Raw genomic sequence first — 22,324 nt, forward strand, 5'->3', positions numbered from 1 at the left:
CCGCGCGAACCCCGGGGCGGGCATCCTCACGTCCCCGAACTGGGGTGCACTGCGCGGTCCGAAGCCCCCTCCGCGCCCGGTTATCCTGTCGGAAATGACGATCAACGGGTGGAGACGCAGAGCGCTGGTGGTCGAGGACCACGCGCTGATGCGTTCCCTCGTCGCCGAGGCGCTCGAACGGCGCGGGTTCGACGTCACGCCCGCCGCGTCCGCCGCCGAAGCGCTGCGCCTGGCCGACACGGCTGACCCCGATCTACTGGTCACCGACATCGACCTGGGGGAGCGGCCGAACGGCCTGGAGCTGGCGACCATCCTCCGCGAGCGCGCGCCGCACATCGCCATCGTGTTCCTCAGCAACCTGTCGAGGGAGGCGGCCGTCGCGCGTGCGCGGGAGACGGTGAGCGGCGCGTCGTTCGTGAACAAGGGCGCCATCGAGGACATCGACGAACTGGTCGCCGCCGCCGAGGCGGCGCTGGCGGAGCGTCCGCTCTCTCGGGAGGCGCCGGAGGGCGACGGCCGGGCCGCCATGCTGCGGCTGAGCGAAGCGCAGCTGGAGACCACGCGGCTGCTCGCCGCGGGCTTCTCGAACGCCGAGATCGCCCGCCGCCGCGGGGTGACCGTGCGCGCCGTCGAGAAGAGCGTCGAGCGGATCTTCAGCGCGCTCGGCGTCTCCGGAGACGACCGCGTGACCCCGAGGGTCGCAGCGGCGACGCTCTACACGGCCACGTTCGGCGACCCGCGCACGGGCCTCGGCTGAGGGCGGGTGAGCGTCCGATGAACCTCGTCTCCACCCGCCGCCTGCTCGCCAGGGCGACCGGACGCAACGCCATCACCTGGTGGACCTGGATCATCACCTTCCCGTTCGCCATGACGGTCATGTCGGGCCTGCAGTACGTCGACGGCGGCCGGTCGCTCGGGCGCGCCGCCGCCGTCGCGGGCGTCGAGCACATCGGCATCGGCGTGCTCCTGGCGGCGGCGTACGGGATCCTGCAGGTGACGCCCGACCGGATGCGCGCCGTCGTCGCGCTGCTGCTGTTCGCAGCGGTCGGCGCCGCCCGGCCGTTCGTGTTCCTCGGGTCGGCCGCGCTGCTCGGCATTCCGGTGACGGTCGGGGAGCTCGGCGTCCGCGTCGCCATCAACGTCGTCACCTGCCTGTCGGTGTTCTCCCTCATCGCCATCGGCGTCGACCTGGTGCGCGACCACCGCGGCGTGTTCCGGCGTCTCAACGCCGTGCGGCAGGCGGCGGAGGCCGACGAGCTGGCCGCTCTGGGCCGCATCCGGAACCTGCGGGCGGTGTCGGTGGATGCGGTGCTCGCGCAGATCGAGGACGCCGCAGCCCCCGCGATGCTCGCCGGCATCGAACCGGCGGACGCCTCGCGGCTGCTGCGCTCGCTGGCGAACGACATCGTGCGTCCGGCGAGCCACGAGCTGTACGTCGCCGAGGAGGCGCAGCCCGCGCGCCAGGAGGTTCGTGCGGAGTCGCGCGCGGAGGCTGCGGCTGAGCCGCCGGCGCCGGCGCCGGGACGGATCGGCTGGCTGCGCTCGGTGGTCAGCGGCATCCGGCCGGCTCCCGCGCTCCCGACAGCCGTGCTGTTCGTCGGGATGGTCGCGCCGTTCGCCGTCGGGGAGTACGGGATCGGGGTGGCTCTCGGGCAGACGCCCGCCTCCCTGATCATCCTGCTGCTGGGAAACATCGCCGTGGCCAAACTCTCCTCGCGGGTGAAACGTGCGGGAGCCCGGGTTGCAACCGTGCTGACCGGTTACATCGCGGTGGGCGTGCTGCTGACGGTCGAGAGCTCCCTGTTCCTGCGCGCGGCCGGGTACTCGACCACGCTGATCGCGTTCCAGGCTTTCGTCTACCCGGTGGTCGCGGCAGCGGTCGCCCTGGTGTCGTCGCTCTCCGTACGCGTGCGCGCCGACCAGAGCGCCATCGAGGAGTCTATGCAGGCCGCGGTCGACTCCGCGGCTCGGGCGCGGGCCGAATACGACCACGAGCGCGAAGGCATCGCCCGGCTGCTCCACTCCGGCGTCCAGTCCGAGCTGATCGCCAGCGCCCTCGCCGTCGGGATGAGCGGCGGCACCCCCGCGGACGCGTCCGCCGCCGTGCGCGACGCCGTCGACCGCATCCGGAGCGAACTGCGGGGCGCGCGGCCGAGGACGGACGCGCGCACCCGCATCCGGATGCTCGCGGACAGCTGGCGTTCGGCGATGACCCTCGACGTGCGCATCGACGACGAGGTCTGGGGTCGCCTCGACGGCGACGACCGCCGCTGCGAGGCGGTGGTGGATGCGATGTCCGAGGGCCTCGCCAACGCGGTGCGGCACGGCGACGGATCCCCGGTGACCCTGGAGCTCGAACGCGGCGAGGACGACGGCGTACTGGTGCTCGTGACCTCCGGCGGCGAACTCGCCTCGCCGGGCGCGGGCATCGGGCTGAAAGACCTCGCGGGCCGCGCAGAGGTCGCGCTGCGCGAACGCGCGGGCGGCGTCGAACTGGCCGTCGCGATCCGCTGATTCCGGTCGCGATCAGGGGTGTTCACGCGCCTCTGTCGTAACAGCCGTACCCCGCCGGTCCTCCAAAACGCGGACATCGTAGATTTGGATGCATCAACGCGGAGCGATCCGTGCTGAAACCCCCGGTCAGGGGCCCATTCCTGCGTGACCCGAACGCGCGGGACGGGCCCCTGCGGCCGGGAAATCCATGCATGTTGATGGAACCTTCAGGCGAAATCGGGTAAAACTAGTCAGTACGCGTTTGCGCCAGGCCCGGCGCATTACCCCCGCTCAGAAAGCCTACGGTTTGCCCCAGTCCAGTGCCCCGTCGCGGTCTCGCCGCACCTATCGGGCTCCGGTCGTCGTCGACGTCCAGGAGCCGGCGGAGCTCTCGACGGACCCCGGACAGGTATTCGTGAGCCGTCGTGCACGCGTCGAGCACGAGCGTCAGCGGCCCGCGAAGCGCGAGCGCATCGTGGTCAAGCCGACCAGGCGATCCGCTGCTGCCGCCGCGCGCGCTGCCGCACAGCCAGGACCCGCCGCCGCTCCCACGCGGGGCATCTTCCGCACGGTGCACGTCACGCACCGCAAGCGGTTCGGCTTCCACGCCGCCGTGCTCCTCGCGCTGACCGCGTTCTTCGGCACCGCCGCCCTGCCCGCATACGCGAGCACCAACGAGGCGTCGCCGATGGGCAACGCCCGCACCGCCCTCGCCGTGCAGACCCTCACCAGCGGAGACGTCACCGCACAGGTCGTCTCCCGCGACGGGCTGCAGATCGCCGAGTCGCCGCAGATGCTCGACTCGACCATGAACACCTCGGTGTCGCCGAGCGTCGAAGCGCTGGCCGTCCAGCTCATGGGCGCTGTCGCATCCGGTCGGCTCGTCGGCTCGACCCCCAACCACATCCCGGAGATCGCGGACCTCGCCGAAGGCAACGCCGTTCCGGGATGCGGTGTGGACTACCGCGTCCTGCAGAGCATCTCCGTGGCGTTGCAGCACTTCTCGCAGGTGGGCGTCAGCGACATCAACCGCCGCTGCACCGGCCAGATCGAGGGCGCCGGGACCGAATCGTCCCACTACGCAAACGGCGGCGGCCACGCCGTCGACTTCTACCTCCTCGACGGCGCCCCGCTCACCGGCGGCGACTCGCGCTCTCTCGAACTCATCCGCCTGCTCGACCCGCTGGTGCCGAACGGCTCCGGCCTCGGCCAGATCAACTGCCGGTCGTCGATCAGCGTCGAGAACTTCAAGCCGTTCGACGACACCTGCAACCACCTGCACATCGACTTCGGCAACGCCACAGGGCCCACGCTCGCCGGAGGCTGATCGCCGCCGCTGATCGCCGCAGCCGATCGCGCCCTCGCCTCACCGCGCGCCGTCCTCTACGCTGGCCGTAGCCGGCACGGCACCGGCATCAGCGAGAGGACACCCGTGGTCAGCTTCCGAACAACCCTGTCGGCCGGCGGCGGGAACAACGTCGGCATCGTCGTGCCAGAAGAGGTCGTGCTCGGCTTCGACCGAGGCAAGCGCGTCCCCGTCGTGGTGACCATCGACGGCGGGTACAGCTACCGGAACACCATCGCGTCGATGGGCGGCCGCTATCTGATCTCGTTCAACTCCGAGACCAGGGCGGCGACGGGCCGCGGCGCGGGCGACGAGGTCGAGGTCACGCTCGAGGTCGACGACGCACCGCGCACGGTCGAGGTGCCGGCCGACCTCGCCGCAGCGTTCGAGGCCGATCCGGCGGCGGCGCAGGCGTGGGCAGCCCTGTCGTACAGCAAGCAGCGTGCGCACGCGCTCTCCATCGACGGCGCCAAGAGCGCGGACACCAGGGCCAGGCGCGTGCAGGGCGTCATCGACGCGCTCCACGCGTAGCGCGGCCGGGGGGCCGGGCACGGGCGTCCAGCCCGCTCATAGCTGCGGCCTAGCGTCCGCCGATTTCCGCGCGGATAGTGGAGGGGTGACCCCCGATCAGAAAACACCTGCGCTCTCTCGCCGCGCGCTGATCACCGGCGGCAGCATGCTCGGCGTCGGCGTCGCCGCGAGTCTTTTCGCCGCCACCCGGCCGGGCTCCGGCTCGTCCGCCGCAACGCGCCAGGCCACGCCGTCGCCGACGGCCACCGCTCAGCCGGTGCTCCGCTCGTTCGTCAGCACCGACCTCACCGTCCCCGCAATCACCTCCTGGAAGACCGGCACGACCGCGCCCGGCTTCCTGTTCGTGACGCAGCAGGTGAAGGGCTTCAACGGAGCGATCGTGCGGGAGAGCGGCGAGCCGGTCTGGATCGAGCCGACCAAGGCCAACGTCACCGACCTCAAGGTGCAGACCTACAAGGGCGAACCCGTGCTCACGTACTGGACGGGCACCAGCACGGGCGGGCATGGCTCCGGCACCGGCAGGATCCTCGATTCCACCTACGCGACCATCGCTACGGTCTCCGCGGGAAACGACCTCGACGTCGACCTGCACGAGTTCAACCTCACCGACCGGGGCACCGCCCTCATCACCGTCTACGTGACGAAGCCCGCCGACCTCAGCTCGATCGGCGGCCCCAAGAACGGCTACGTCTTCGACTGCCACGTGCAGGAGATCGACGTGGAGACCGGAAAGGTGCTGCTCGACTGGTCGGCGCTCGACCACATCCCGGTCGCGGAGACCTACCTCGGGCTGACGCAGGATCCCGGGCACGACGGCAAGACCGCCGGCCGCGCGTTCGACGCCTACCACCTGAACGCGGTGGAGGAGGACGGCGACCGCATCCTCGTCTCCGCCAGGCACACGCACACGATCTACTCGATCGACCGGGTGACCGGCGAGGTGAAATGGCGGTTCGGTGGCAGGAGGAGCGACATCGCCGTGGCGAAGGATGCGGTGTTCGCCTGGCAGCACGACGTGCGCAGGCACCAGGACGGCAGCATCACCCTCTTCGACAACCACCTCTACTCGGGCACCGACGGCGCATCCAGGGGGATGCGGTTCTCGCTCGACGCGACGGAGACGACGGCCACCCTGGAACAGTCGTACAGCTACGACGGTCACCTCGGGACCGCGATGGGCAGCGTCGAGGTGCTCCCCAACGGGAACGTCATCGTCGGCTGGGGCACCGACCCATCGGTCACGGAGTTCACCGCAGCGGGCGACGCGGTGTACGAGGCCACGCTCGGCGCCATCTCGTACCGCGCCTCGCGGCACCCCTGGACGGCGCATCCCACCACCGCGCCCGCGGTCGCCGTGCGCGAGGAGGGCGAGAAGACGCGCGTGTTCGCCAGCTGGAACGGCGCGACGGAGGTGCGATCGTGGCGCGTGCTCGCCTCCACCTCGGGCGAGCCGGTGCCGGTGGGAACCGTGAAGCGCTCCGGGTTCGAGACCTCCCTCCTGATCGAGCGGGCTCAGCGCGTCGCCGTTCAGGCACTGGATGCGGACGGCGAAGTTCTCGGCGCATCCAGGACCATCAGCGCCTGACCACACACCCCCCGGGGCTCTGGTGCTCGCCGCGCGACGGGCCTAGCGTGGCCCCATGACCACTTCGGCGTCCGGCACGCCGCGCGAGACGCATCACGCGCACACCGGAATCAGCGACCAGGACCAGCTCAACCCGGTGTTCGCGCGGGCGGGGGAGGCGACCGACTTCCCGCTGAACAACTTCCCGCCCAGCGAGTCCCTTCCGGAGACCGCGTACCAGATCGTGCACGACGAGGCGATGCTCGACGGCAATTCCCGGCTCAACCTGGCGACGTTCGTCGGAACCTGGATGGACGAGCAGGCCGACAGGATCTACGCCGAGTCCGCCGACAAGAACATGATCGACAAGGACGAGTACCCGCAGACCGCCGCGATCGAGAAACGCTGCTGGACGATGCTCGCCGGCCTGTGGAACGCGCCGGACCGGGACAAGGCGATCGGCACCTCCACCATCGGGTCGTCGGAGGCGTGCATGCTCGGCGGTCTCGCCCTCAAGCGGCGCTGGCAGCACGCCCAGCGCGCGGCGGGCGCCTCCACCGACAAGCCGAACCTGGTGCTGTCGAGTGCGGTGCAGGTGTGCTGGGAGAAGTTCTGCAACTACTGGGATGTGGAGCCGCGGTTCGTCCCCATCAGCGACGAGCACCGCGTGCTCGACGGGTTCGAGCTGGAGAAGTACGTCGACGAGAACACCATCGGCGTCGTCGCGATCATGGGCGTCACGTACACCGGGATGTACGAGCCTGTCGCCGCCATCGCCGAAGCCCTCGACCGCATCCAGGAGCAGACGGGGCTAGACATCCCGATCCACGTCGACGGCGCATCCGGTGGCATGATCGCGCCCTTCCTGCAGCCCGACCTGGCGTGGGACTTCCGGGTGGAGCGCGTCGCGTCGATCAGCACATCAGCGCACAAGTACGGCCTGGTGTACCCGGGGCTCGGCTGGGTGATCTGGCGGTCGGTGGACGACCTGCCGAAGGACCTGGTGTTCGACGTCACCTACCTCGGCGGCCACATGCCGACGTTCGCGCTCAACTTCTCCCGGCCGGGCGCGCAGGTGCTGCTGCAGTACTACCTGTTCCTCCGGCTGGGCTGGGACGGCTACTACCGGGTGCAGAAGACCTGCCAGGATGTGGCCGTCTACCTGTCCGGCGAGATCGCGGCGATGGACGCGTTCACCCTCTGGAACGACGGAACGGACATCCCGGTGTTCGCCTGGCAGATAACCCCCGGCCACACGGACAAGTGGAACCTCTACCACCTGTCGGAGCGGCTGCGTCTGAAAGGCTGGCTGATCCCGGCGTACCCGATGCCGGACGACCTCTCCGACCTGGTGGTGCAGCGGATCGTCGTGCGCAACGGCCTGAGCCGCAACCTCGCCGAGAGCCTGGTGATCGACATCCGGGAGGCCACGGACTACCTGGATGCGCTCGAAGCCCCCATGCCCACCGAGGGCCAGGTGTCGAGCTTCACGCACTGACCGGGGTCACACGCCGAACAGGGTGAGCGCCGCCCACTGCAGCAGGATGACGGTCTTGCCGTCCACGATGGTGCCGTCGGCGATCCGGTCGAGCGCTTCGTCGTAGCCGATGGTCACCGGCTCGATCTCCTCGCCCTCCTCCTCGACGCCGCCGCCGCCGCGCACCTCGCCCGCCGAGTACGGCGCGGCGAAGAAGTGCACGCGCTCGGTGACCGATCCGGGGCTCATGTAGAGGTCGAACAGGTGCGTCAGCTCGCCGACGGTCACGCCGAGCTCCTCCGCGGCCTCGCGCCGGATGGCCTCCTCGGCCGAGTCGTCGTCGAGCAGACCGGCGGCGGCCTCCACGAGCATCCCATCGTGGTGGCCGTTCACATAAGCGGGAAAGCGGAACTGCCTGGTGAGCAGCAGGGTGCGCGCATCCGGGTCGTAGAGCAGGATGGTGGCGCCGTTTCCGCGGTCGTACGTCTCTCGCGCCTGGGTGGTCCACGCGCCGTCGCGGCCGCGGTAGTCGAAGGTGGTGCGGCGCAGCACGTGCCAGCCGTCGGAGGTGACCTCCACGCTCCGGATGCGCACATCCGGGTTGCGGTCGAGGTCGGCGCCCACCCGGTGCAGCCCCGTCCGCCCACGGGAGTCCGGGATGCTCGTGCCTGGTCGTTGCTCTGCTGTCCGTTCCCCTGCCGGTCGTTCCTCGCTCATGGCGCGAGCCTAACGGTAGCGCTTGCGGATCTCCCTGGCGGCGAGGATGTCGGTGGACTCCGCATCCCGTGCCTTCACGATGGCTTTGTCCGACTTGAGCGGCAGGCGCAGCACGGTGTCCGCCTCGATGCCGCTGACCAGCTGGCGGGCGCGCTCGATCTCGGAGTCGAGCTCCGCGCCGAGGAGCAGGGCGACGTTCGCGATCCAGATCCACAGCAGGAACACGATGATGCCGGCGAGCGCGCCGTACGTCTTGTCGTAGCTGCCGAAGTTGGCGACGTAGAACGCGAACAGCGCCGACGCGATCCCGAGCACGATGATCGCGGCGAACGATCCGGTGGTGAGCCAGCGGAACCTCGCCTGCTTGACGTTGGGCGTCGCCGAGTAGAGCAGGGCGACCAGCAGCACGATGGCGAAGATCATGATGGGCCACTTCACGATCGACCACACCACCTCCACCGTCGTGCCGACGCCGATGGCGTTCCCGATGGCGGTGGCGACCGGGCCGGACACCACGAGCATCACGGCCATCAGCGCGATCAGCACCAGGGCAGCGACGGTGACGCCGAGCTGCACAGGTCGCAGGGTGAAGACCGTGCGGCCCTCACGCACTCCGTAGACCCGGTTCAGCGCTCGCCCGAAACCGCCGACGTATCCGGACGCCGACCAGATGGCGCCCACGATGCCGACCACAAGCCCCCACCCGCTCGCCGGGGAGGCCGCCAGGTTCTCGATCGGGCCCTTGACCGCATCCAGGGTGCCGGGCGCCAGTTCCTCGACCACCTTGAAGAGCGCGTCGATCCCCGCCTGACTCTGACCGATCAGGCCCAGGATGCTCACCAGCGCGATCATCGCCGGGAACAGCGACAGCACGGCGAAGTAGGTCAGGCCGGCGGCGAGGTCGGTGCAGGCGTCGAGCGAGAAACTGCGGAACGTGCGCTTGAGGATGAATCCCCACGGCAGACGGAACCACGAGACGTGGTGCATCCGCTCGATCCGGCCTACCGCCTCCGCGCGCGACGAACCGACGCCGACCCCGACAGGGCCGCGCTCAGCGGCCACGCGACCGGCCTCGCGTCAGCAGGGCGACGGCACCGGCCGCGGCGGCCACGGCGCCGAGGAACAGGCCGGCGAACAGCACGGGATGCGACCGGATCTGCACGCCGGGGTTGAACGTGGCGAACAGGTCGTCGAGGGTCGACGCCAGTTCGTCCCTGGTCTGCTCCAGGTCGAGCTTGATCGTGGGGATGCCTGCGCCCTGGGGGAGCGGCGGCCGCTCGGGTCGGCGGTCGGTCACGGTCGCTCTCCCTTCAGGGCGCGCAGGTCGTCGCCCAGTTCCTGCTTGAGGTCGTCCGGCACGGGCGGGACGCCCCGCTTCAGGCTCGCCCGTCCGATCAGGGCGGCGATGATGCCGAGCACGAGCAGGATGCCGGCGACGATCAGGGCGGCGAGCCAGGCCGGCACGATCAGCGCGAACGCGAGAACGGCCGTCGTGACCAGCGCGCAGAGCGCGAAGAAGACGAACATCAGCGCGGCGACGAGCAGCCCGGCGCCGACACCGGCCGCCTTCGCCTTCGCCGCCATCTCCGACTTGAACAGGGCGAGCTCGCTCGCCACCAGCCTCCGCAGCTGCGCGACGAGGTCCTTCGTCAGCTCGGGCAGAGGCCGCAAGCCTTTCGTGGTCCTGCGTCGCTCGCGGGGAAGCGGCGGCTTGTCGAAACTCATCAGGCTCCCGTTCTCTCTGCACGGCGATCGGTACGGCCGCGTTACCGCGACGGTACCCCAGCATCCTGCAGCCGTCGAGGGCAGGCGTGGTGCACACTAGGGACATGAGCGGCAATGACAGCACTCTGCGCGGAGGAATCCTCGTCGCGGTCGTCCCCGGCCAGCCGGTGACGGTCCTGCAGCACGCACTCACCCTCGCCGACGATCTCGACGTTCCCCTGATCTGCGCGAACGTCGACCCGAACCGCTACCTGGTGTCCAGTTACGTGGACGGCACCGTGGTCGCGCTGCCGTACGACCCCGACCTCCCGGAGGTCGAAGACGAGACCTTCGACCCCGAGTTGGAGGAGCGCATCCGGTCGGTGCTGAACGGGACGGGCGTGCCGTACCAGCTGAAGCAGCTGGCCGGCGACCCGTCGTGGGCGCTCACCCGGCTGGCCGACGAGGTGGATGCGCGCTACATCGTGGTCGGGACGCGCGAGGCCGGGCTGCGGGGCAGCATCCGGGAGTTCTTCAACGGCTCGGTGGCGGTGCACCTGGCACACCGGCAGCACCGCCCGGTGATCGTGGTGCCGCTCGCGCCGGTGCCCGGGCAGGGCGCGCTGCCGTGGGAAGACCCGCCGGTATAGCCCGCCGGTGTGGTATTGGCCGCCGGTATAGTGGGCGAACGGCGATGGATCTCGCCGGGGCCGCGACCGCTTCGCGCCCGAACCGCGTCGTCCGCTGATAGTTCCTACGCTTCCTGACCGAAGGGTGGATACCGCATGGCCGCGACCGGACAAGCTCCCGTGCACCTGCGCTGGCAGTACCTCGGGCTGGTCTTCGTCGGCGGGGCGCTCGGCACGACCGCCCGCTACCTGATCTCGGCGGCGATCCCCCCGCTGGCCGGGCTGCCGGTGGCGACGTTCGGGATCAACGTGGTCGGCGCATTCCTGCTCGGCTGGCTGCTCGAAACGCTCGCCAGGCGCGGACCGGACCACGGGATGCGCCGCAGCGTGCGCCTGTTCGCCGGGACGGGCATCCTGGGCGGCTTCACCACGTACAGTGCGTTCGCGGTGGATGCGGACGGCCTGATCGCAGCACAGAACCTCGGCGGCAGCATCCTCTACGCCATCGCGACGATCCTGGTCGGCGCGGTGGCGTCGGTGGCGGGCATCGCGCTCGGCGCGTGCATCGGGCGGACGCGGTGACGCCGCTACTGGTGGTCGGGGTGGCCGTCGCGGGCGGCCTCGGCGCCGTCGCACGTCTCGTGCTCGACGGGGTGCTGCGCAGCCGGATCGCTGTCGCCTTCCCGCTCGGCACCACCGTGATCAACGTGACGGGCTCGTTCCTCCTCGGCCTGGTCACCGGACTCGCCATCGCCAACGGGCTGCCGCCGGAATGGCGCGCGATCATCGGCACGGGCTTCCTCGGCGGATACACCACCTTCAGCACGGCCAGCTACGAAACCGTCCGACTCGCCCAGCAGCGCCGCTACCGGGCGGCCGCCTTCAACGCGTTCGGCATGATGCTGCTCGCGCTCGCCGCAGCGGGCCTCGGCCTCTGGCTCGGCGCGCTCTAGGCCGTTCGTCGGGTGCCGCTCAGTCCTGCGCGGGCTCCTGCTCCATCCAGCACTCCATAGGTTCCGTCTAAGCGGAAATCCAGCCCGCGACTTCGGGATGCTCCGGTTGAGCGGAGATCCTGGCGGCGTGTCGGCCGGAAACTCCGGCTCAACCGGCCCGCCGCCCGGCGGCTCCGCTTCAGCGGAAGTCTGAGCGTCAGCGCGGCGCGTCCCTCCGCCCGAACGGAGTTCGCGCGCGCTGGTGGAGATTTCTCCGCTTGAGCGGAAGGCGGCGGGACGTGCGGGAGGTGGCCCGCCGACGCCGAGTGTCTCGCAGGCGGGTCAGTCTTGCGCGGGCTCCTGCTCCATCCACCACTCGGTGAACTCTTCTGCCCGGCCGTCCGGGGCGAGCTTCACCACCCAGAGGTTGCTGTAGATGGGGCCGTCGCGATAGTCGGTGACGCCCTCGACGAAGTAGGTGTGCTGGTCGCGGCCCGCCACGCGCCACTCGAAGGTGGCTGCTCCCGGATCGTCCTGTGCATCCAGCCAGCCCTCGACGATCTCGAGGTGGCCGTCCCACGGCTCGGCGAACGGCTCGGTGCGGTAGCTGGCCTCTTCGGTGAACAGCGCCCGGATGTCGTCCGGATCGTTGGACTCCCAGGCCCGCCGATAGAGTTCCACCCACTGCTCGATCGGTTCGCTCATGGCCTCTTTATACGCCCCCGGCGCGTCCCCTGGCTAGCATGTGGGCATGGATGCGCAGCTCGAGCCGTGGGCGGAGTTCAACGTGGCCATCGCCGGGGCGGGTGCCGCCCTCGGCGGGCTGCTGATCGTGGCGCTGTCCGTCAACATCAAGCAGATCGCCGAATCGCGCGGACTCGCCGCGCGGGCAGGTGCCGCCGTCGCTGCGCTGATCCTCGGCATCGTGCTGGCGTGCGTGGCCCTCATCCCCGGTCAGGCGCTGTGGGGGTACGGGATCGTGACGCTGGTCGGCACGGCGATCGGGGTGGTGATCGCGGTGATGGCGTCGCGGGCGATCGTCCACGATCCGGGGGGAGCGGAGTATCACCGGTACGACGTGCAGCACATCGTGTCGTTCGTGCTGCCGCTGGTGATCTTCGCGGTCGGAGGCGTGCTTGGGGTGCTGTCGCTGCCCGCCGCGCTCTACCTCGTGGCGATCGGGACGATCGTGGCGCTGCTGGGCGCTGCCCTGTTCAGCTGGATCGCGCTGGTGGAGATCCTGCGCTGACGGCTGGGGCGGACCGCCTGCGCTGACGGCTGGGGCGCGCGTTGTCGCGTTTGCCGCCCGGCTCAGCGCACCGCGAACGGCGGGGTTTCGACGCCGGGGGTGATCGCGGAGGCCGGGTCGGAGTCGACCGCGACGATGCGGTTCTGCGCATCCACGTGGACGACCGTCGGCTCGAAGTCGCGGGCCTCCTCGTCCGTCAGCTGGGCGTAGGAGATGACGATCACCAGGTGGCCGACCTCGGCCAGGTGGGCTGCCGCGCCGTTGACGCCGATGACGCCGCTGCCGCGCTCGCCGGCGATGAGGTAGGTCTCGAAGCGGTTGCCGTTGGCGATGTCGACCACGCTCACCTGTTCGCCGGGGAGGAGGTCGGCCGCGTCGAGCAGGTCGAGGTCGACGGTGAGGGAGCCGACGTAGTGCAGGTCGGAGTGCGTGATGGTCGCGCGGTGGATCTTGGACTTGAACATGGTGCGGAGCATCGGAGGGTCTTTCGTCGAAAGGGGGTGCGGGGCGGCGGGTGCCGCGAGGGTCAGTGCACCAGTGGTCAGTGCACCAGTGCGAGCTGCGGCAGCGCCGAGATCAGCCCGGCCAGCTCGGGCACGTCGTGCGCCTCGGCGAGCGCGCGTTCGAGGGCGGCGTCGTGGATGGGCCGGGCCGCGTCGAGCAGGTGGTGGCCGGCGGCCGTGAGCTCGGTGTAGATGCCGCGGCGGTCGTCGTCGCAGAGCACGCGAGTGAGGAGGCTGCGCTCCTCGAGCCGGTTGACGAGGCGGGTGGTCGCGCTCGGGCTGAGGGCGCTCGCGCGGGCGAGCTGCTGCATGCGCATGTGCCAGCCGTCCTGGCGGCTGAGGGCGTCGAGCACCGTGTACTCGACCACGGAGAGCTGCACCTCTTTGGTGAGCGCGCGTTCGAGTTCGCTCTCGATGAAGTTGTGCAGCGCCGCGAGGGTGCGCCAGCCCTGGGCGCGCACCTCGACGGCGTCGTCGGTGATTCCCATCGGCGGGCCTCCCTGTTCTGTGGTGGCGGCGCGCGCATCCACGGGTTGCAGAAAGTAATTGCATGTGCAACTATTTATGACGCGCCTGCAACTAACAGACTACCAGCACAGGAGTTTTCATGCCCATCGGCCTCATCGCCCTCGCCCTCGGCGGCTTCGGCATCGGCCTCACCGAGTTCGTCATCGCCGGTCTGCTGCCGGAGGTGGCGGCCGACTTCCGCGTGAACGAAGCGGCGGCGGGCTGGCTCATCTCCGGATACGCGCTCGGCGTGGTGGTCGGCGCCCTGTTCCTCACCGCAGCGATCAACCGGCTGCCCAGGAAGGCGGCGCTGCTCGGCCTGATGGTGCTCTTCATCGTGGGCAACACCGCCTCCGCCCTCGCGCCGACCTACGCGTTCATGCTCTCCGGCCGGGTGCTCGCCGCGCTCGCGCACGGCGCCTTCTTCGGCATCGGCTCCGTGGTCGCGGCCGGGATGGTCGCCCCGGACAAGAAGGCGCGCGCCATCGCGATCATGTTCACCGGGCTCACCGCCGCGAACGTGCTCGGCGTCCCGTTCGGCACCCTGCTCGGGCAGGCGCTCGGCTGGCGCTCCACGTTCTGGGCCATCGCGGTGATCGGGGTGGTCGCGACCATCGGCGTCGCCGTGCTCGTGCCGTCCGGGACGGGCGTTCGCGCCCCGTCCGACGACGCAGCACCCAGCCTCCGCAGCGAACTGCGGGCGTTCCGCTCCGGGCAGGTCTGGCTCTCGATCGTCGTGACCATCCTCGGATTCGGCGGGATGTTCGGGGCGTTCACCTACATGGCGTTCACCCTCACGGAGGTCAGCGGGTTCTCATCCGGTGCTGTGCCGTGGTTGCTGATCCTGTTCGGCGTCGGCCTGTTCGCCGGAAACGCGCTCGGCGGCCGCTTCGCCGACCGCGCGCTCGACCTCACGCTCACCGTGGTGCTCGCCGGGCTGGCGGTGATCCTCGCGGTGTTCGCGCTGGTCGCAGGCAACCCGGTCGCTGCGGTGATCGCACTGGTGCTGATGGGCGCGTTCGGGTTCGCGACCGTGCCAGGGCTGCAGATGCGGGTGATGAACTACGCCCCGGATGCTCCGACCCTCGCGTCCGGCGCGAACATCGCCGCGTTCAACGTCGGAAACGCGCTCGGCGCCTGGATCGGCGGGGTGACGATCACGGCCGGTCTCGGCTACACATCCCCGCTCTGGGCGGGGGCCGCGATCACGCTGGGAGCCGTGGTGGTGATGGTGTTCGCCGGGCTGGCGGCGCGGCGTTCGCGCACCGATGCCCTGGATGCGGCCGGAGTCCCCTCGAAAGAATCCTCGACAGAAACTCTTCCGATCGGGTAGACGGGGGAGTACAGTCCCGATTGTCTCGAACGGTCAGGGGGTGATCGGGTTGGTACGCACGGCTGAACAGCCCACCGCCTTCTCCCCTGCCCGCATCCTGATCGGGTCTCTGATCGGCGGTGCCGGTCTCGCGATCCTCGGCTTCTTCCTCGGCTCGTCGCAGGCATCCGCCGCCGAGCCTGCACCTCCGCAGCCCGTGCACTCGGTGCTCGGAGCGGTCGGCGGCCTCGTCTCCGGCGTCGACGAGTCGGTCGGCGAGGTGGTCGGCGGCGTGACGGACACGGCGGCGTCGGTGACCCAGGCGGTCGCCCCTGCGGTTCCCGCCCCCGTGCAGGATGTGGTCGCCACCGTGACGACGCCGGTGACGGACACCCTCGACAGCATCGCGGACCAGGCGCCCGTGACGTCCACCGTCACGCCGGTCGTCGGCGTCGTGGACGACGTGCTCAACTCGGTTCCGCTCACCAACGATCTTCTCGGCGACGACCCGGTCGCCACCGTCGTCACGCCGGTCACGAAGACCGTCGACGACACGGTCACCACGGTGGTCGACGGCACCACGAAGGCGGTCGACCCGGTGGTCGGGACGCCCATCGTGCTGCCGCCGGGACTCCCCGGAACTCCCGGGGGACCCGGCCTGCCCGGCGGTCCTGGCGTGCCCGGTGCCGGCGGTCCGGGGGAGCCCGGTCTTCCGGGCGTTCCCGGTGTGGATGCCGGTGGTCGGCCGGGCGGGATTCCCGCCGACGCCGCCGCCCTCGGTGACGGTAGTGGGTTCGGCGCGTTCGCTGCGGGACGCGGCGGCGCGCATCCACTGGTCGTGGCGTTCGCGAGCGCTGGCTCTGCGACGCTTCCTGACGGTGCGCCGGTCGACCCTGCCGACCCGTACGGGCCGACTCCTGCCGCGCCTCTCGCGCCGTCTTCGGGCAGCGGGGCGGGCGCATCCGGAGCAGGCGGTGCCGCACCGGGTGCGGCCATCCCCGAGAGCTTCATCGCACCCGTGGCCGCCATCGGCGGTCCGCTGGGTGCCAACAGCGACGACCGTCTTCCGGCGTCGCCCGTCGCCGACCACGACATCAGCCCCGACTGAGTGGGTCGCCTCTGCCCTTCTGCGGCAGAACGCGACCAAAGTCTCCCGTGAGGGAGCACACCACTCAATCGAAAGGCAAGACCATGAACAAGTACGTGTCGAGGGGGCTGTGGTTCACCCTCTTCCTCGGCGGGTTGTCACTGGCGGGTGTCGGTGTCGCGAACGCGGCCGAGACCAGCGGATCTGACGGCACCGCCTCCGGGACCCAGGCCGTCGTCGGCCTGACGGTCCCCGTCACGATCAGCGGAAACGGCATCAGCGTGCTCGGCGACTCGAGCAGCGCGGACGCGGCGACCGCTGCACCCGCTGCCGCTCCGGCTGCCGCACCGGCCCCGTCGGCCACGGTCGACACATCCGGAGTGGGCGGCGTGCTCTCGGGCACGCAGGCACTCCTGGACGTGAACGTGCCGGTGACGGTCACCGGCAACGCGATCAGCGCGGTCGGGGACACGGCCAGCGCCGACTCGACGACCGCCGCTCCGGCAGCCGCCGCTCCCGAGGCCGCAGCGCCGACCGGTGCGACGACCTCCGGCTCGGACGGCATCGCGTCCGGGGCGCAGGTGCCGGTGGATGCTGCTGTGCCGGTGACGGTCGGCGGGAACGCGATCAGCGTGCTCGGTGACTCGTCCAGCTCGGGGGCTGTCGCCGCTCCCGCAGCCGGTGCCGGTGCTGCCGGCTCCGAGCCGACCACGACGGGTGCCGACGGCATCGCTTCCGGTGCGCAGGTGCCGGTGGATGCCGCTGTGCCTGTGACGGTCGGCGGGAACGCGATCAGCGTGCTCGGCGACTCGTCCAGCTCGGGCGGAACCGCCGCAGCTCCTGCGGCGGGCACGAGCAGCGGTTCAGCGCCGACCACGACCGGTGCCGATGGCATCGCCTCAGGCATCCAGGCGCCGATCGACGCCGCGCTGCCGGTGACCGCCGGTGGCAACGCGATCAGCGTGCTCGGTGACTCCACCACCTCCGGTTCGACGACGACCGCTCCTGTGGCCGGCTCGGGCAGCGGTTCAGCGCCGACCACCACGGGTTCTGACGGCATCGCCTCGGGCATCCAGGCGCCCATCGGCGCCGCTGTTCCTGTGACCGCCGGCGGCAACGCCGTCAGCGTGCTCGGTGACTCCACCAGCTCCGGCTCCACCGCGACCGCCCCGGCCGCTGGCAGCACCGGAGGCGGGGCGCCCAGCACCACGGGCGCGAACGGCGCGCTCTCGGGCATCCAGCTCCCCATCGGCGCCGGGGTTCCGGTGACCGCGGGTGGCAACGCGATCAGCGTGGTCGGTGACAGCAGCTCCACGGGTGCAGCCACCACCGGCGGAAGCGGCGGGACCGGCTCGACCGGCGGCTCGACGACCACCGGAGACGGGGGACTGCTCGGCGGCATCCAGCTGCCGGTGGATCTCGGGATCCCGGTGACCCTCGGCGGCAACGCCATCAGCGTGATCGGCGACACCAGCACCACCGGCGCCACCACCACGCCGACCGGCCCGACCACCCCGACCACCCCGACCGGACCGACCACGCCGACCGGGCCCACCGGCCCGACCGACCCCGGCACCCCGGTGACGCCCACCGGCCCGGGAACGCCCGGAACGACCCCGTCGACCGGTAACGGCAACGGGACCACCGTCGCCGCTGGCGTCGGCTCGGCGACGGCCCTGGCCGGGCCCGCATCGACCGCCGCCGGGATGCTCGCATCCACCGGCTCCGACGTGTCGGGGCTGGGCGGGCTCGGTGCACTGGCCGCGCTGCTCGCGCTGGCCGGAGTCGTGCTGCTGTTCGCCCGCCGCAACCGCGAGGCTGCTGCGCACCACCACCGCATCCACTGAGGCTGCGGAGCACCACCGCCGCATCCCTGAGGCCGACGGGGTTCGGGAGGCCGCCTAGTCCGACAGGACGGGCTGCTTCTCGAACCTCTCGGCCCAGGATGCGGGCAGGTCGCTGCGGCCTGCCGCGCGGAACGCGAGGATGGCGGCGCCGGTCCGTCCGGCGTCGCCTCCCAGCTCGCTGCGCACCACGCGGGGGCGGGAGCGCCAGGCGAGCCCGGCGCTCATCCGCTCCGTGAGGGGCACCATCAGGGCGTCGCCGGCGCGGGAGAACCCGCCGCCGAGGACGATCACAGCAGGGTCGAGCAGGAGGGTCATGATGTTGAGGCCTTGAGCGAGCACGTCGACGGCTTCCGACCAGACGCGGTCGGCGGTCGGGTCCGTGCCCAGCCGTGCGACGATCTCGCGCGAGCTGAGGTCGTCGCCGCCTGCCGCCGCGTATCGGCGCGCCAGCCCGGCGCCGGACACGTACACCTCCAGGCAGCCGCGCTGACCGCAGGTGCACTCCTCGCCGCCGGGGATGACCGGGATGTGGCCGAACTCGCCTGCGGCGCCCGTCGCCCCGGTGACCGTTCCGCCGCGGGTGATCAACGCGGCGGCCACTCCCGTGCCGATGGGCACGAGGACGAAGTCGTCCGAGCCGCGCGCAGCACCGATCAGGCGCTCGGCGATCCCGGCGGCGCGCACGTCGTGGCCGAGGGCGACCGGGACGTCGAGTTCGGCGCGGAGGGTGTCGAGGAGGGGGACGTCCCGCCAGTCCAGGTTGGAGGCGTAGAGCACGACGCCGCGCTCCTCATCCACGATGCCGGGGGTGGCGACTCCGGCGCCGATCACCGTGCATCCGGCGTCGTCGGCCAGGGAGCGCAGGGCATGGAACAGGGCGACCAGCGCGTCGACGACGTCGGTGGCGGGGGTGGGGATGGTCAGCTCGGCGATGGCGTCACCGTTCGCCGTGACGACGGCGCCCTTCATCGCGGTGCCGCCGAGGTCGACGGCGAGCACGGCCTCGACGGGGCCGCCCTCGACCTGCGCGGCAGTGGATGCGCTCATGCCGTCACCTGCTCCAGCTCGGCCACCACGGCGGAGACCACGGCGGAGGACGTGACCATCCGGAATCCGGAGTCGTACACGGTCGCAGCACCACCGGCAGCCCGGGATGCGCTGGGCCTGGCCTCGCTCGCCCGCAGGTGCACCTCGGGGACGCCGGTGCGGCGGACCAGCTCGGCAACGTTGGCCGGGCGTACACCGCCGCCCGCGAGGATGGTCACGCGTCCGCGCGCGCGCACCACGAGTTCGGCCAGCTTCTCCGCGCCGTCGGCGGCGGTCGCCACCCCGCCGGAGGTGAGCACTCTGTCGACGCGGAGGCCGATCAGCTCGTCCAGCGAGGCCGGCAGGTCCGGGGTCTGGTCGAACGCCTTGTGGAAGGTGACGGGCGCGTCGCCGCAGGCCTCGCGCATCCTGGCCGTCGCCGCGACGTCGATGGTGCCGTCCGGCCGGAGCGCGCCGATGACGAACCCGAGCGGAACACCGGACGGGTTGGGCAGACCGCGGATGGCGACGATGTCGTCGACCATCGCGGACACCTCGGCCTCGCTGAAGATGAAGTCGCCCCCGCGCTGCCGCACGAGCACGTTGATCCCCATGCTCGTCACCTGGCGCAGTGCGGCCGCGGCCGTGCCGAGCGACGGCGTGATGCCGCCCTCGCTCAGCGCGGAGCACAGCTCGATGCGGTCGGCTCCGCCGCGTTCGGCCGCCGCGACGCCGTCGAGGTCGTCGAGGCAGATCTCGACCAGGGTCACGCGACGCGCTCCAGCGCTGCCGCGAGGTCGCTGCCGACGCCGATGGCGCCGACCGGCACTCCGCCGCCGAGCACCGGCAGCGCGGTGAGCGCGGTGGCGCCCGAGATGTCGGTGCCGAGCGCTTCGAGCACGCGCAGGGCGAGCAGGGTGGTGGCGCGCGGGCTGCCGTCGACGATCTTCATCGAGACGGCCGTGCCGTCCGCGGCCGCGACGCCGATGACGCCCTCGGCTCCGCCCTTGGCGAGGGCGCCGGGCACCGTCTCCATCAGGGCCGAGTTCTGGTGGCCGGAGCCTCCGACGTAGAACGGGTGCTCGCGCATCGCGGCGGCGACCTGCGCGGCCGGGGTCCCCTCCTCGGCCTGCACGAGGGCGCGGAACGACTGCGCGACGCCGCGCACGGTGGTGCCGAAAAGCGGGGCGCCGCATCCGTCGATCGCGTCGTGGGAGACCGGCACGCCGGTGAGCTCGGCCATCGTGGCCCGCACGTGCTGCTGCAGGGGATGCGCGGTGCCCAGGTAGTCGTGGGTCGACCAGCCGTTCACGGCGCAGGCCAGCAGCATCGCGGCGTGCTTGCCGGAGCAGTTCATCCGCACGCGGGCGCGCGGCTCGCCGGCGCGGACCAGGCGCTCGAACGTCGCCTCGTCCTCCGGGCGGTCGACGGGGCAGCCGAGAGCGGAGTCGTCGAGTCCTGCGCGGTCGAGGATCGCGCGCACCACCCGCACGTGCTCGTCCTCGCCGGTGTGGCTGCCGGCTGCGATGGCCAGCTCAGGACCGGACAGCGGGGCGCCCGCGGTGAGGCAGGCGAGCGCCTGCAGCGGCTTGACCGTCGAGCGGGGCAGGATCGCCGCATCCGGGGTGCCGAGTTCGAGAACCGTCGCGCCGGACGGGTCGACGGCGACCAGGCTGCCGAAGTGGCGGCTCTCGATCAGGCCGGAGCGGGTGACGGTCGCCAGCTCGGCGAGCGAACCGACGGTGGGGGCGGTGTGGACGGCGGTGGGTGACTCAGACATTCGCGGCTTTCGTATCGATTGCGGGCAGGCCGGGCAGCGCCGGCTGTGTCGAAGGGCGTCGGCGTGAGCCGCGTTGCAGACGCGACGCCAGAGCGGAGAGGCTGCCGTTGACCACCAGGTAGATGAACGTCACGGCGATGTAGGTCGGGATGAGGAGGTGCAGGAAGGAGGCGAGCACCTGCCCACGGTAGAGCAGCTCCGTGAACGCCACGATGTAGCCGAGCGACGTGTCCTTGAGGAGGCTGACCAGCTGGGTGATCAGCGACGGCGCCACGTTGCGGAACGCCTGGGGGAGGACCACGAAGCGCATGGCCTGCGCCCCGCGCATCCCGAGGCTGAGCGCTGCCTCGCGCTGGCCGCGGGGAAGGCTGCCGACGCCGGCGCGGACGATCTCGGCGAAGACGGCCGAGTTGGCGATGGTGAGCGGCACGACGAGCTTCCACAGGGTGGGCAGGTTGATGCCGATCTGGGGCAGGCCGAACAGCATCAGGTAGATCATCAGCAGCACCGGGATGGTGCGCGCGATCTCGATGTACGCGGAGCAGAGCCAGCGCAGCCAGCGCTGGTGGCTCATCCGGCCGAGACCGAGCAGCACGCCGAGCGCCCCGCCGAGCACGGCGACGATGGCCGCGGCCTGGAGCGTCCCGAGGAGGCCGACGAGCAGGTACTGCCAGATCGCCCAGTCGGTGAACGGCTGCCAGCGCGCCGGATCGAGCTGACCGTGCGCCGCGAACTGCCAGAGGCCGGCGCCGATGATCAGCGCGAAGACCACACTGCTGACGATCGAGCCGATCAGGATGTTCCTGCGGCCGCGGGGGCCGGGCTGGTCGTAGATGAAGGAGGCGGCGTACGTGCGCTTCTTCGCGCGCTTCGCCTTCGCCGGACGCGCGGCCGGACGGTCGGGGATGAGCTGAGCGGTCATCGGACGATCGCCACCTTTCGTTCGACCCAGCCGGCCGCGAGGCCGATCGCCAGGGCGATGGCCATGTAGATGATGCCTGCGCCGGAGAAGATCAGGATGGGCTGCGCGGCGATGAGGTTGATCTTGTTGACCTCGGCGGTCAGCTCGACGACGCCGACGGCCGCCGCGAGCGCCGTGTTCATCGCGAGGGCGATCATCACGTTGCCGATGGGCTGCACGACGGCGCGGAGCGCCTGGGGGATGACGACGAACCGCAGCGACTGGCTCAGCGTGAAGCCGAGGGCTCTGGACGCTTCGACCTGGCCGACCGAGACGGTGTTGACGCCCGAGCGCACGGCTTCGGCGACGTACGCGGCCTCATAGACGGTGAGCACGATGATCGCCGTCGGCGTCAGGGGGAGGAGGAGGCCCGCATCCGGCAGCGCGAACACGGCGAGCAGCAGCAGGGCGAGCAGCGGGACGTTGATGAAGAACTGCACGTACAGGAACGCAGCGGCGCGCAGGATCGGGATGGGGCTGACCCGCGCGACGGTCACGAGGACGCCGAGCACGATCGAGCAGACACCGGCGATGAGCGCCATCATCAGCGTCGTGCCGAGCGCTTGGACGATCGCTCCGAGGTTGTCGATCAGGGGATTCATTGCTCACTCACTGCGCAGGAGAGGGGAGGGTGGGTCGGGATGCGCGCGGGCGTGTGTG

25 protein-coding genes and 1 riboswitch are annotated in these 22,324 nt (G+C 71.1%); of the genes, 13 read left to right on the forward strand and 12 right to left on the reverse strand.

Translation table 11 applies throughout. The annotated features are described in order from the left end of the window. Positions 1 to 94 precede the first annotated feature (94 nt). From HF024_RS00585 to HF024_RS00610, 6 genes are all read left to right on the forward strand, one after another. The gene (locus HF024_RS00585; protein ID WP_168688306.1) at positions 95 to 757 is read left to right on the forward strand and encodes a response regulator transcription factor; all 663 of its coding nucleotides are present in this window, start codon (positions 95 to 97) and stop codon (positions 755 to 757) included. A 17-nt stretch (positions 758 to 774) separates the two neighbouring features. Continuing rightward, positions 775 to 2,514 (forward strand): hypothetical protein, encoded by a 1,740-nt coding sequence (locus tag HF024_RS00590; RefSeq protein WP_168688307.1) that lies wholly within the window; start codon positions 775 to 777, stop codon positions 2,512 to 2,514. A gap of 394 nt (positions 2,515 to 2,908) precedes the next feature. Next, complete coding sequence (locus tag HF024_RS00595; RefSeq protein WP_247597228.1) at positions 2,909 to 3,820, forward strand: hypothetical protein; 912 nt, start codon at positions 2,909 to 2,911, stop codon at positions 3,818 to 3,820. 105 nt (positions 3,821 to 3,925) lie between these two features. Continuing rightward, positions 3,926 to 4,369, forward strand: a complete 444-nt coding sequence (locus tag HF024_RS00600; protein ID WP_085367538.1) for a YdeI/OmpD-associated family protein — start codon at positions 3,926 to 3,928, stop codon at positions 4,367 to 4,369. An 85-nt stretch (positions 4,370 to 4,454) separates the two neighbouring features. Continuing rightward, positions 4,455 to 5,954, forward strand: a complete 1,500-nt coding sequence (locus HF024_RS00605; protein ID WP_168688308.1) for an arylsulfotransferase family protein — start codon at positions 4,455 to 4,457, stop codon at positions 5,952 to 5,954. A gap of 55 nt (positions 5,955 to 6,009) precedes the next feature. Beyond that, complete coding sequence (locus HF024_RS00610; protein WP_168688309.1) at positions 6,010 to 7,431, forward strand: glutamate decarboxylase; 1,422 nt, start codon at positions 6,010 to 6,012, stop codon at positions 7,429 to 7,431. Positions 7,432 to 7,437: 6 nt separating this feature from the next. Here the strand turns inward: HF024_RS00610 and HF024_RS00615 are convergent, their stop codons facing one another. Genes HF024_RS00615 through HF024_RS00630 form a run of 4 tightly spaced genes read right to left on the reverse strand, consistent with a single transcriptional unit; the run spans position 7,438 to position 9,852 of the window. Beyond that, positions 7,438 to 8,127 (reverse strand): NUDIX domain-containing protein, encoded by a 690-nt coding sequence (locus HF024_RS00615; RefSeq protein WP_168688310.1) that lies wholly within the window; start codon positions 8,125 to 8,127, stop codon positions 7,438 to 7,440. Positions 8,128 to 8,136: 9 nt separating this feature from the next. Continuing rightward, positions 8,137 to 9,189: a YihY/virulence factor BrkB family protein gene (locus HF024_RS00620; protein ID WP_168688311.1), complete on the reverse strand. Its 1,053-nt coding sequence runs from the start codon at positions 9,187 to 9,189 to the stop codon at positions 8,137 to 8,139. Continuing rightward, positions 9,179 to 9,424, reverse strand: a complete 246-nt coding sequence (locus HF024_RS00625; RefSeq protein ID WP_168688312.1) for a DUF3618 domain-containing protein — start codon at positions 9,422 to 9,424, stop codon at positions 9,179 to 9,181. The genes HF024_RS00620 and HF024_RS00625 overlap by 11 nt, the downstream gene beginning before the upstream one ends. After that, positions 9,421 to 9,852, reverse strand: a complete 432-nt coding sequence (locus HF024_RS00630; protein WP_085367544.1) for a phage holin family protein — start codon at positions 9,850 to 9,852, stop codon at positions 9,421 to 9,423. The genes HF024_RS00625 and HF024_RS00630 overlap by 4 nt, the downstream gene beginning before the upstream one ends. 104 nt (positions 9,853 to 9,956) lie before the next feature. Between HF024_RS00630 and HF024_RS00635 the strand changes: the two genes are divergently transcribed. From HF024_RS00635 to crcB, 3 genes are all read left to right on the forward strand, one after another. Continuing rightward, the gene (locus tag HF024_RS00635) at positions 9,957 to 10,481 is read left to right on the forward strand and encodes a universal stress protein (protein WP_168688313.1); all 525 of its coding nucleotides are present in this window, start codon (positions 9,957 to 9,959) and stop codon (positions 10,479 to 10,481) included. A 31-nt stretch (positions 10,482 to 10,512) separates the two neighbouring features. After that, positions 10,513 to 10,595, forward strand: a riboswitch (Fluoride riboswitch). A 21-nt stretch (positions 10,596 to 10,616) separates the two neighbouring features. Then, entirely contained in the window at positions 10,617 to 11,042 is a 426-nt protein-coding gene (locus HF024_RS00640) for a CrcB family protein (protein ID WP_168688314.1), read from the forward strand. Continuing rightward, the gene (gene crcB / locus HF024_RS00645) at positions 11,039 to 11,413 is read left to right on the forward strand and encodes a fluoride efflux transporter CrcB (RefSeq protein WP_085367547.1); all 375 of its coding nucleotides are present in this window, start codon (positions 11,039 to 11,041) and stop codon (positions 11,411 to 11,413) included. The genes HF024_RS00640 and crcB overlap by 4 nt, the downstream gene beginning before the upstream one ends. 321 nt (positions 11,414 to 11,734) lie before the next feature. Here the strand turns inward: crcB and HF024_RS00650 are convergent, their stop codons facing one another. After that, complete coding sequence (locus tag HF024_RS00650) at positions 11,735 to 12,097, reverse strand: nuclear transport factor 2 family protein (RefSeq protein ID WP_085367548.1); 363 nt, start codon at positions 12,095 to 12,097, stop codon at positions 11,735 to 11,737. Positions 12,098 to 12,143: 46 nt separating this feature from the next. Here HF024_RS00650 and HF024_RS00655 point away from each other — a divergent pair, with 46 nt between their 5' ends. After that, entirely contained in the window at positions 12,144 to 12,641 is a 498-nt protein-coding gene (locus HF024_RS00655; RefSeq protein WP_085367549.1) for a hypothetical protein, read from the forward strand. Between the two features lie 62 nt (positions 12,642 to 12,703). Here the strand turns inward: HF024_RS00655 and panD are convergent, their stop codons facing one another. After that, positions 12,704 to 13,117 (reverse strand): aspartate 1-decarboxylase, encoded by a 414-nt coding sequence (gene panD / locus HF024_RS00660; RefSeq protein WP_168688315.1) that lies wholly within the window; start codon positions 13,115 to 13,117, stop codon positions 12,704 to 12,706. A 65-nt stretch (positions 13,118 to 13,182) separates the two neighbouring features. Next, entirely contained in the window at positions 13,183 to 13,632 is a 450-nt protein-coding gene (locus tag HF024_RS00665) for a MarR family transcriptional regulator (RefSeq protein WP_085367551.1), read from the reverse strand. A gap of 119 nt (positions 13,633 to 13,751) precedes the next feature. Between HF024_RS00665 and HF024_RS00670 the strand changes: the two genes are divergently transcribed. The 3 genes from HF024_RS00670 to HF024_RS00680 all read left to right on the forward strand — a co-directional run bounded on the left by HF024_RS00670 (position 13,752) and on the right by HF024_RS00680 (position 17,897). Beyond that, on the forward strand, positions 13,752 to 14,984 hold the full coding sequence (locus HF024_RS00670; RefSeq protein WP_168688316.1) for an MFS transporter: 1,233 nt from the start codon (positions 13,752 to 13,754) through the stop codon (positions 14,982 to 14,984). 40 nt (positions 14,985 to 15,024) lie between these two features. Further along, a complete protein-coding gene (locus HF024_RS00675) occupies positions 15,025 to 16,071 on the forward strand; it encodes a hypothetical protein (protein ID WP_247597229.1) in 1,047 nt (348 codons plus the stop codon). An 83-nt stretch (positions 16,072 to 16,154) separates the two neighbouring features. Then, complete coding sequence (locus HF024_RS00680) at positions 16,155 to 17,897, forward strand: hypothetical protein (protein ID WP_247597230.1); 1,743 nt, start codon at positions 16,155 to 16,157, stop codon at positions 17,895 to 17,897. 54 nt (positions 17,898 to 17,951) lie between these two features. Here HF024_RS00680 and HF024_RS00685 read toward each other — a convergent pair whose 3' ends face one another. From HF024_RS00685 to HF024_RS00705, 5 genes are read right to left on the reverse strand one after another with little or no spacing between them, the layout of a single operon-like run. Beyond that, positions 17,952 to 18,944 carry an ROK family protein gene (locus tag HF024_RS00685; RefSeq protein ID WP_085367553.1) on the reverse strand — a complete coding sequence of 331 codons (993 nt, stop codon included), beginning with the start codon at positions 18,942 to 18,944 and terminating at the stop codon, positions 17,952 to 17,954. Beyond that, positions 18,941 to 19,693, reverse strand: coding sequence for a copper homeostasis protein CutC (locus HF024_RS00690; RefSeq protein ID WP_168688317.1), 753 nt, complete (start codon positions 19,691 to 19,693; stop codon positions 18,941 to 18,943). The genes HF024_RS00685 and HF024_RS00690 overlap by 4 nt, the downstream gene beginning before the upstream one ends. Continuing rightward, complete coding sequence (locus HF024_RS00695; protein ID WP_085367555.1) at positions 19,690 to 20,703, reverse strand: asparaginase; 1,014 nt, start codon at positions 20,701 to 20,703, stop codon at positions 19,690 to 19,692. The genes HF024_RS00690 and HF024_RS00695 overlap by 4 nt, the downstream gene beginning before the upstream one ends. Beyond that, positions 20,696 to 21,625: an amino acid ABC transporter permease gene (locus HF024_RS00700; RefSeq protein WP_085367556.1), complete on the reverse strand. Its 930-nt coding sequence runs from the start codon at positions 21,623 to 21,625 to the stop codon at positions 20,696 to 20,698. The genes HF024_RS00695 and HF024_RS00700 overlap by 8 nt, the downstream gene beginning before the upstream one ends. Further along, the gene (locus tag HF024_RS00705) at positions 21,622 to 22,266 is read right to left on the reverse strand and encodes an amino acid ABC transporter permease (protein ID WP_168688318.1); all 645 of its coding nucleotides are present in this window, start codon (positions 22,264 to 22,266) and stop codon (positions 21,622 to 21,624) included. The genes HF024_RS00700 and HF024_RS00705 overlap by 4 nt, the downstream gene beginning before the upstream one ends. Between the last annotated feature and the right edge of the window lie 58 nt (positions 22,267 to 22,324).

It is taken from the genome of Leifsonia sp. PS1209, from assembly GCF_012317045.1.
GTDB lineage: Bacteria > Actinomycetota > Actinomycetes > Actinomycetales > Microbacteriaceae > Leifsonia.

What these genes read in the sequence shown, in the direction of transcription:
- panD (WP_168688315.1), bottom strand. Translation starts at nt 13,117, where the DNA reads ATGCTCCGCACCATGTTCAAGTCCAAGATCCACCGCGCGACCATCACG.
- HF024_RS00630 (WP_085367544.1), bottom strand. Translation starts at nt 9,852, where the DNA reads ATGAGTTTCGACAAGCCGCCGCTTCCCCGCGAGCGACGCAGGACCACG.
- HF024_RS00680 (WP_247597230.1), top strand. Translation starts at nt 16,155, where the DNA reads ATGAACAAGTACGTGTCGAGGGGGCTGTGGTTCACCCTCTTCCTCGGC.
- HF024_RS00610 (WP_168688309.1), top strand. Translation starts at nt 6,010, where the DNA reads ATGACCACTTCGGCGTCCGGCACGCCGCGCGAGACGCATCACGCGCAC.
- HF024_RS00585 (WP_168688306.1), top strand. Translation starts at nt 95, where the DNA reads ATGACGATCAACGGGTGGAGACGCAGAGCGCTGGTGGTCGAGGACCAC.
- HF024_RS00670 (WP_168688316.1), top strand. Translation starts at nt 13,752, where the DNA reads ATGCCCATCGGCCTCATCGCCCTCGCCCTCGGCGGCTTCGGCATCGGC.
- HF024_RS00635 (WP_168688313.1), top strand. Translation starts at nt 9,957, where the DNA reads ATGAGCGGCAATGACAGCACTCTGCGCGGAGGAATCCTCGTCGCGGTC.
- HF024_RS00655 (WP_085367549.1), top strand. Translation starts at nt 12,144, where the DNA reads ATGGATGCGCAGCTCGAGCCGTGGGCGGAGTTCAACGTGGCCATCGCC.
- HF024_RS00695 (WP_085367555.1), bottom strand. Translation starts at nt 20,703, where the DNA reads ATGTCTGAGTCACCCACCGCCGTCCACACCGCCCCCACCGTCGGTTCG.
- HF024_RS00705 (WP_168688318.1), bottom strand. Translation starts at nt 22,266, where the DNA reads ATGAATCCCCTGATCGACAACCTCGGAGCGATCGTCCAAGCGCTCGGC.
- HF024_RS00640 (WP_168688314.1), top strand. Translation starts at nt 10,617, where the DNA reads ATGGCCGCGACCGGACAAGCTCCCGTGCACCTGCGCTGGCAGTACCTC.
- HF024_RS00700 (WP_085367556.1), bottom strand. Translation starts at nt 21,625, where the DNA reads ATGACCGCTCAGCTCATCCCCGACCGTCCGGCCGCGCGTCCGGCGAAG.
- HF024_RS00650 (WP_085367548.1), bottom strand. Translation starts at nt 12,097, where the DNA reads ATGAGCGAACCGATCGAGCAGTGGGTGGAACTCTATCGGCGGGCCTGG.
- HF024_RS00590 (WP_168688307.1), top strand. Translation starts at nt 775, where the DNA reads ATGAACCTCGTCTCCACCCGCCGCCTGCTCGCCAGGGCGACCGGACGC.
- HF024_RS00665 (WP_085367551.1), bottom strand. Translation starts at nt 13,632, where the DNA reads ATGGGAATCACCGACGACGCCGTCGAGGTGCGCGCCCAGGGCTGGCGC.
- HF024_RS00685 (WP_085367553.1), bottom strand. Translation starts at nt 18,944, where the DNA reads ATGAGCGCATCCACTGCCGCGCAGGTCGAGGGCGGCCCCGTCGAGGCC.
- HF024_RS00615 (WP_168688310.1), bottom strand. Translation starts at nt 8,127, where the DNA reads ATGAGCGAGGAACGACCGGCAGGGGAACGGACAGCAGAGCAACGACCA.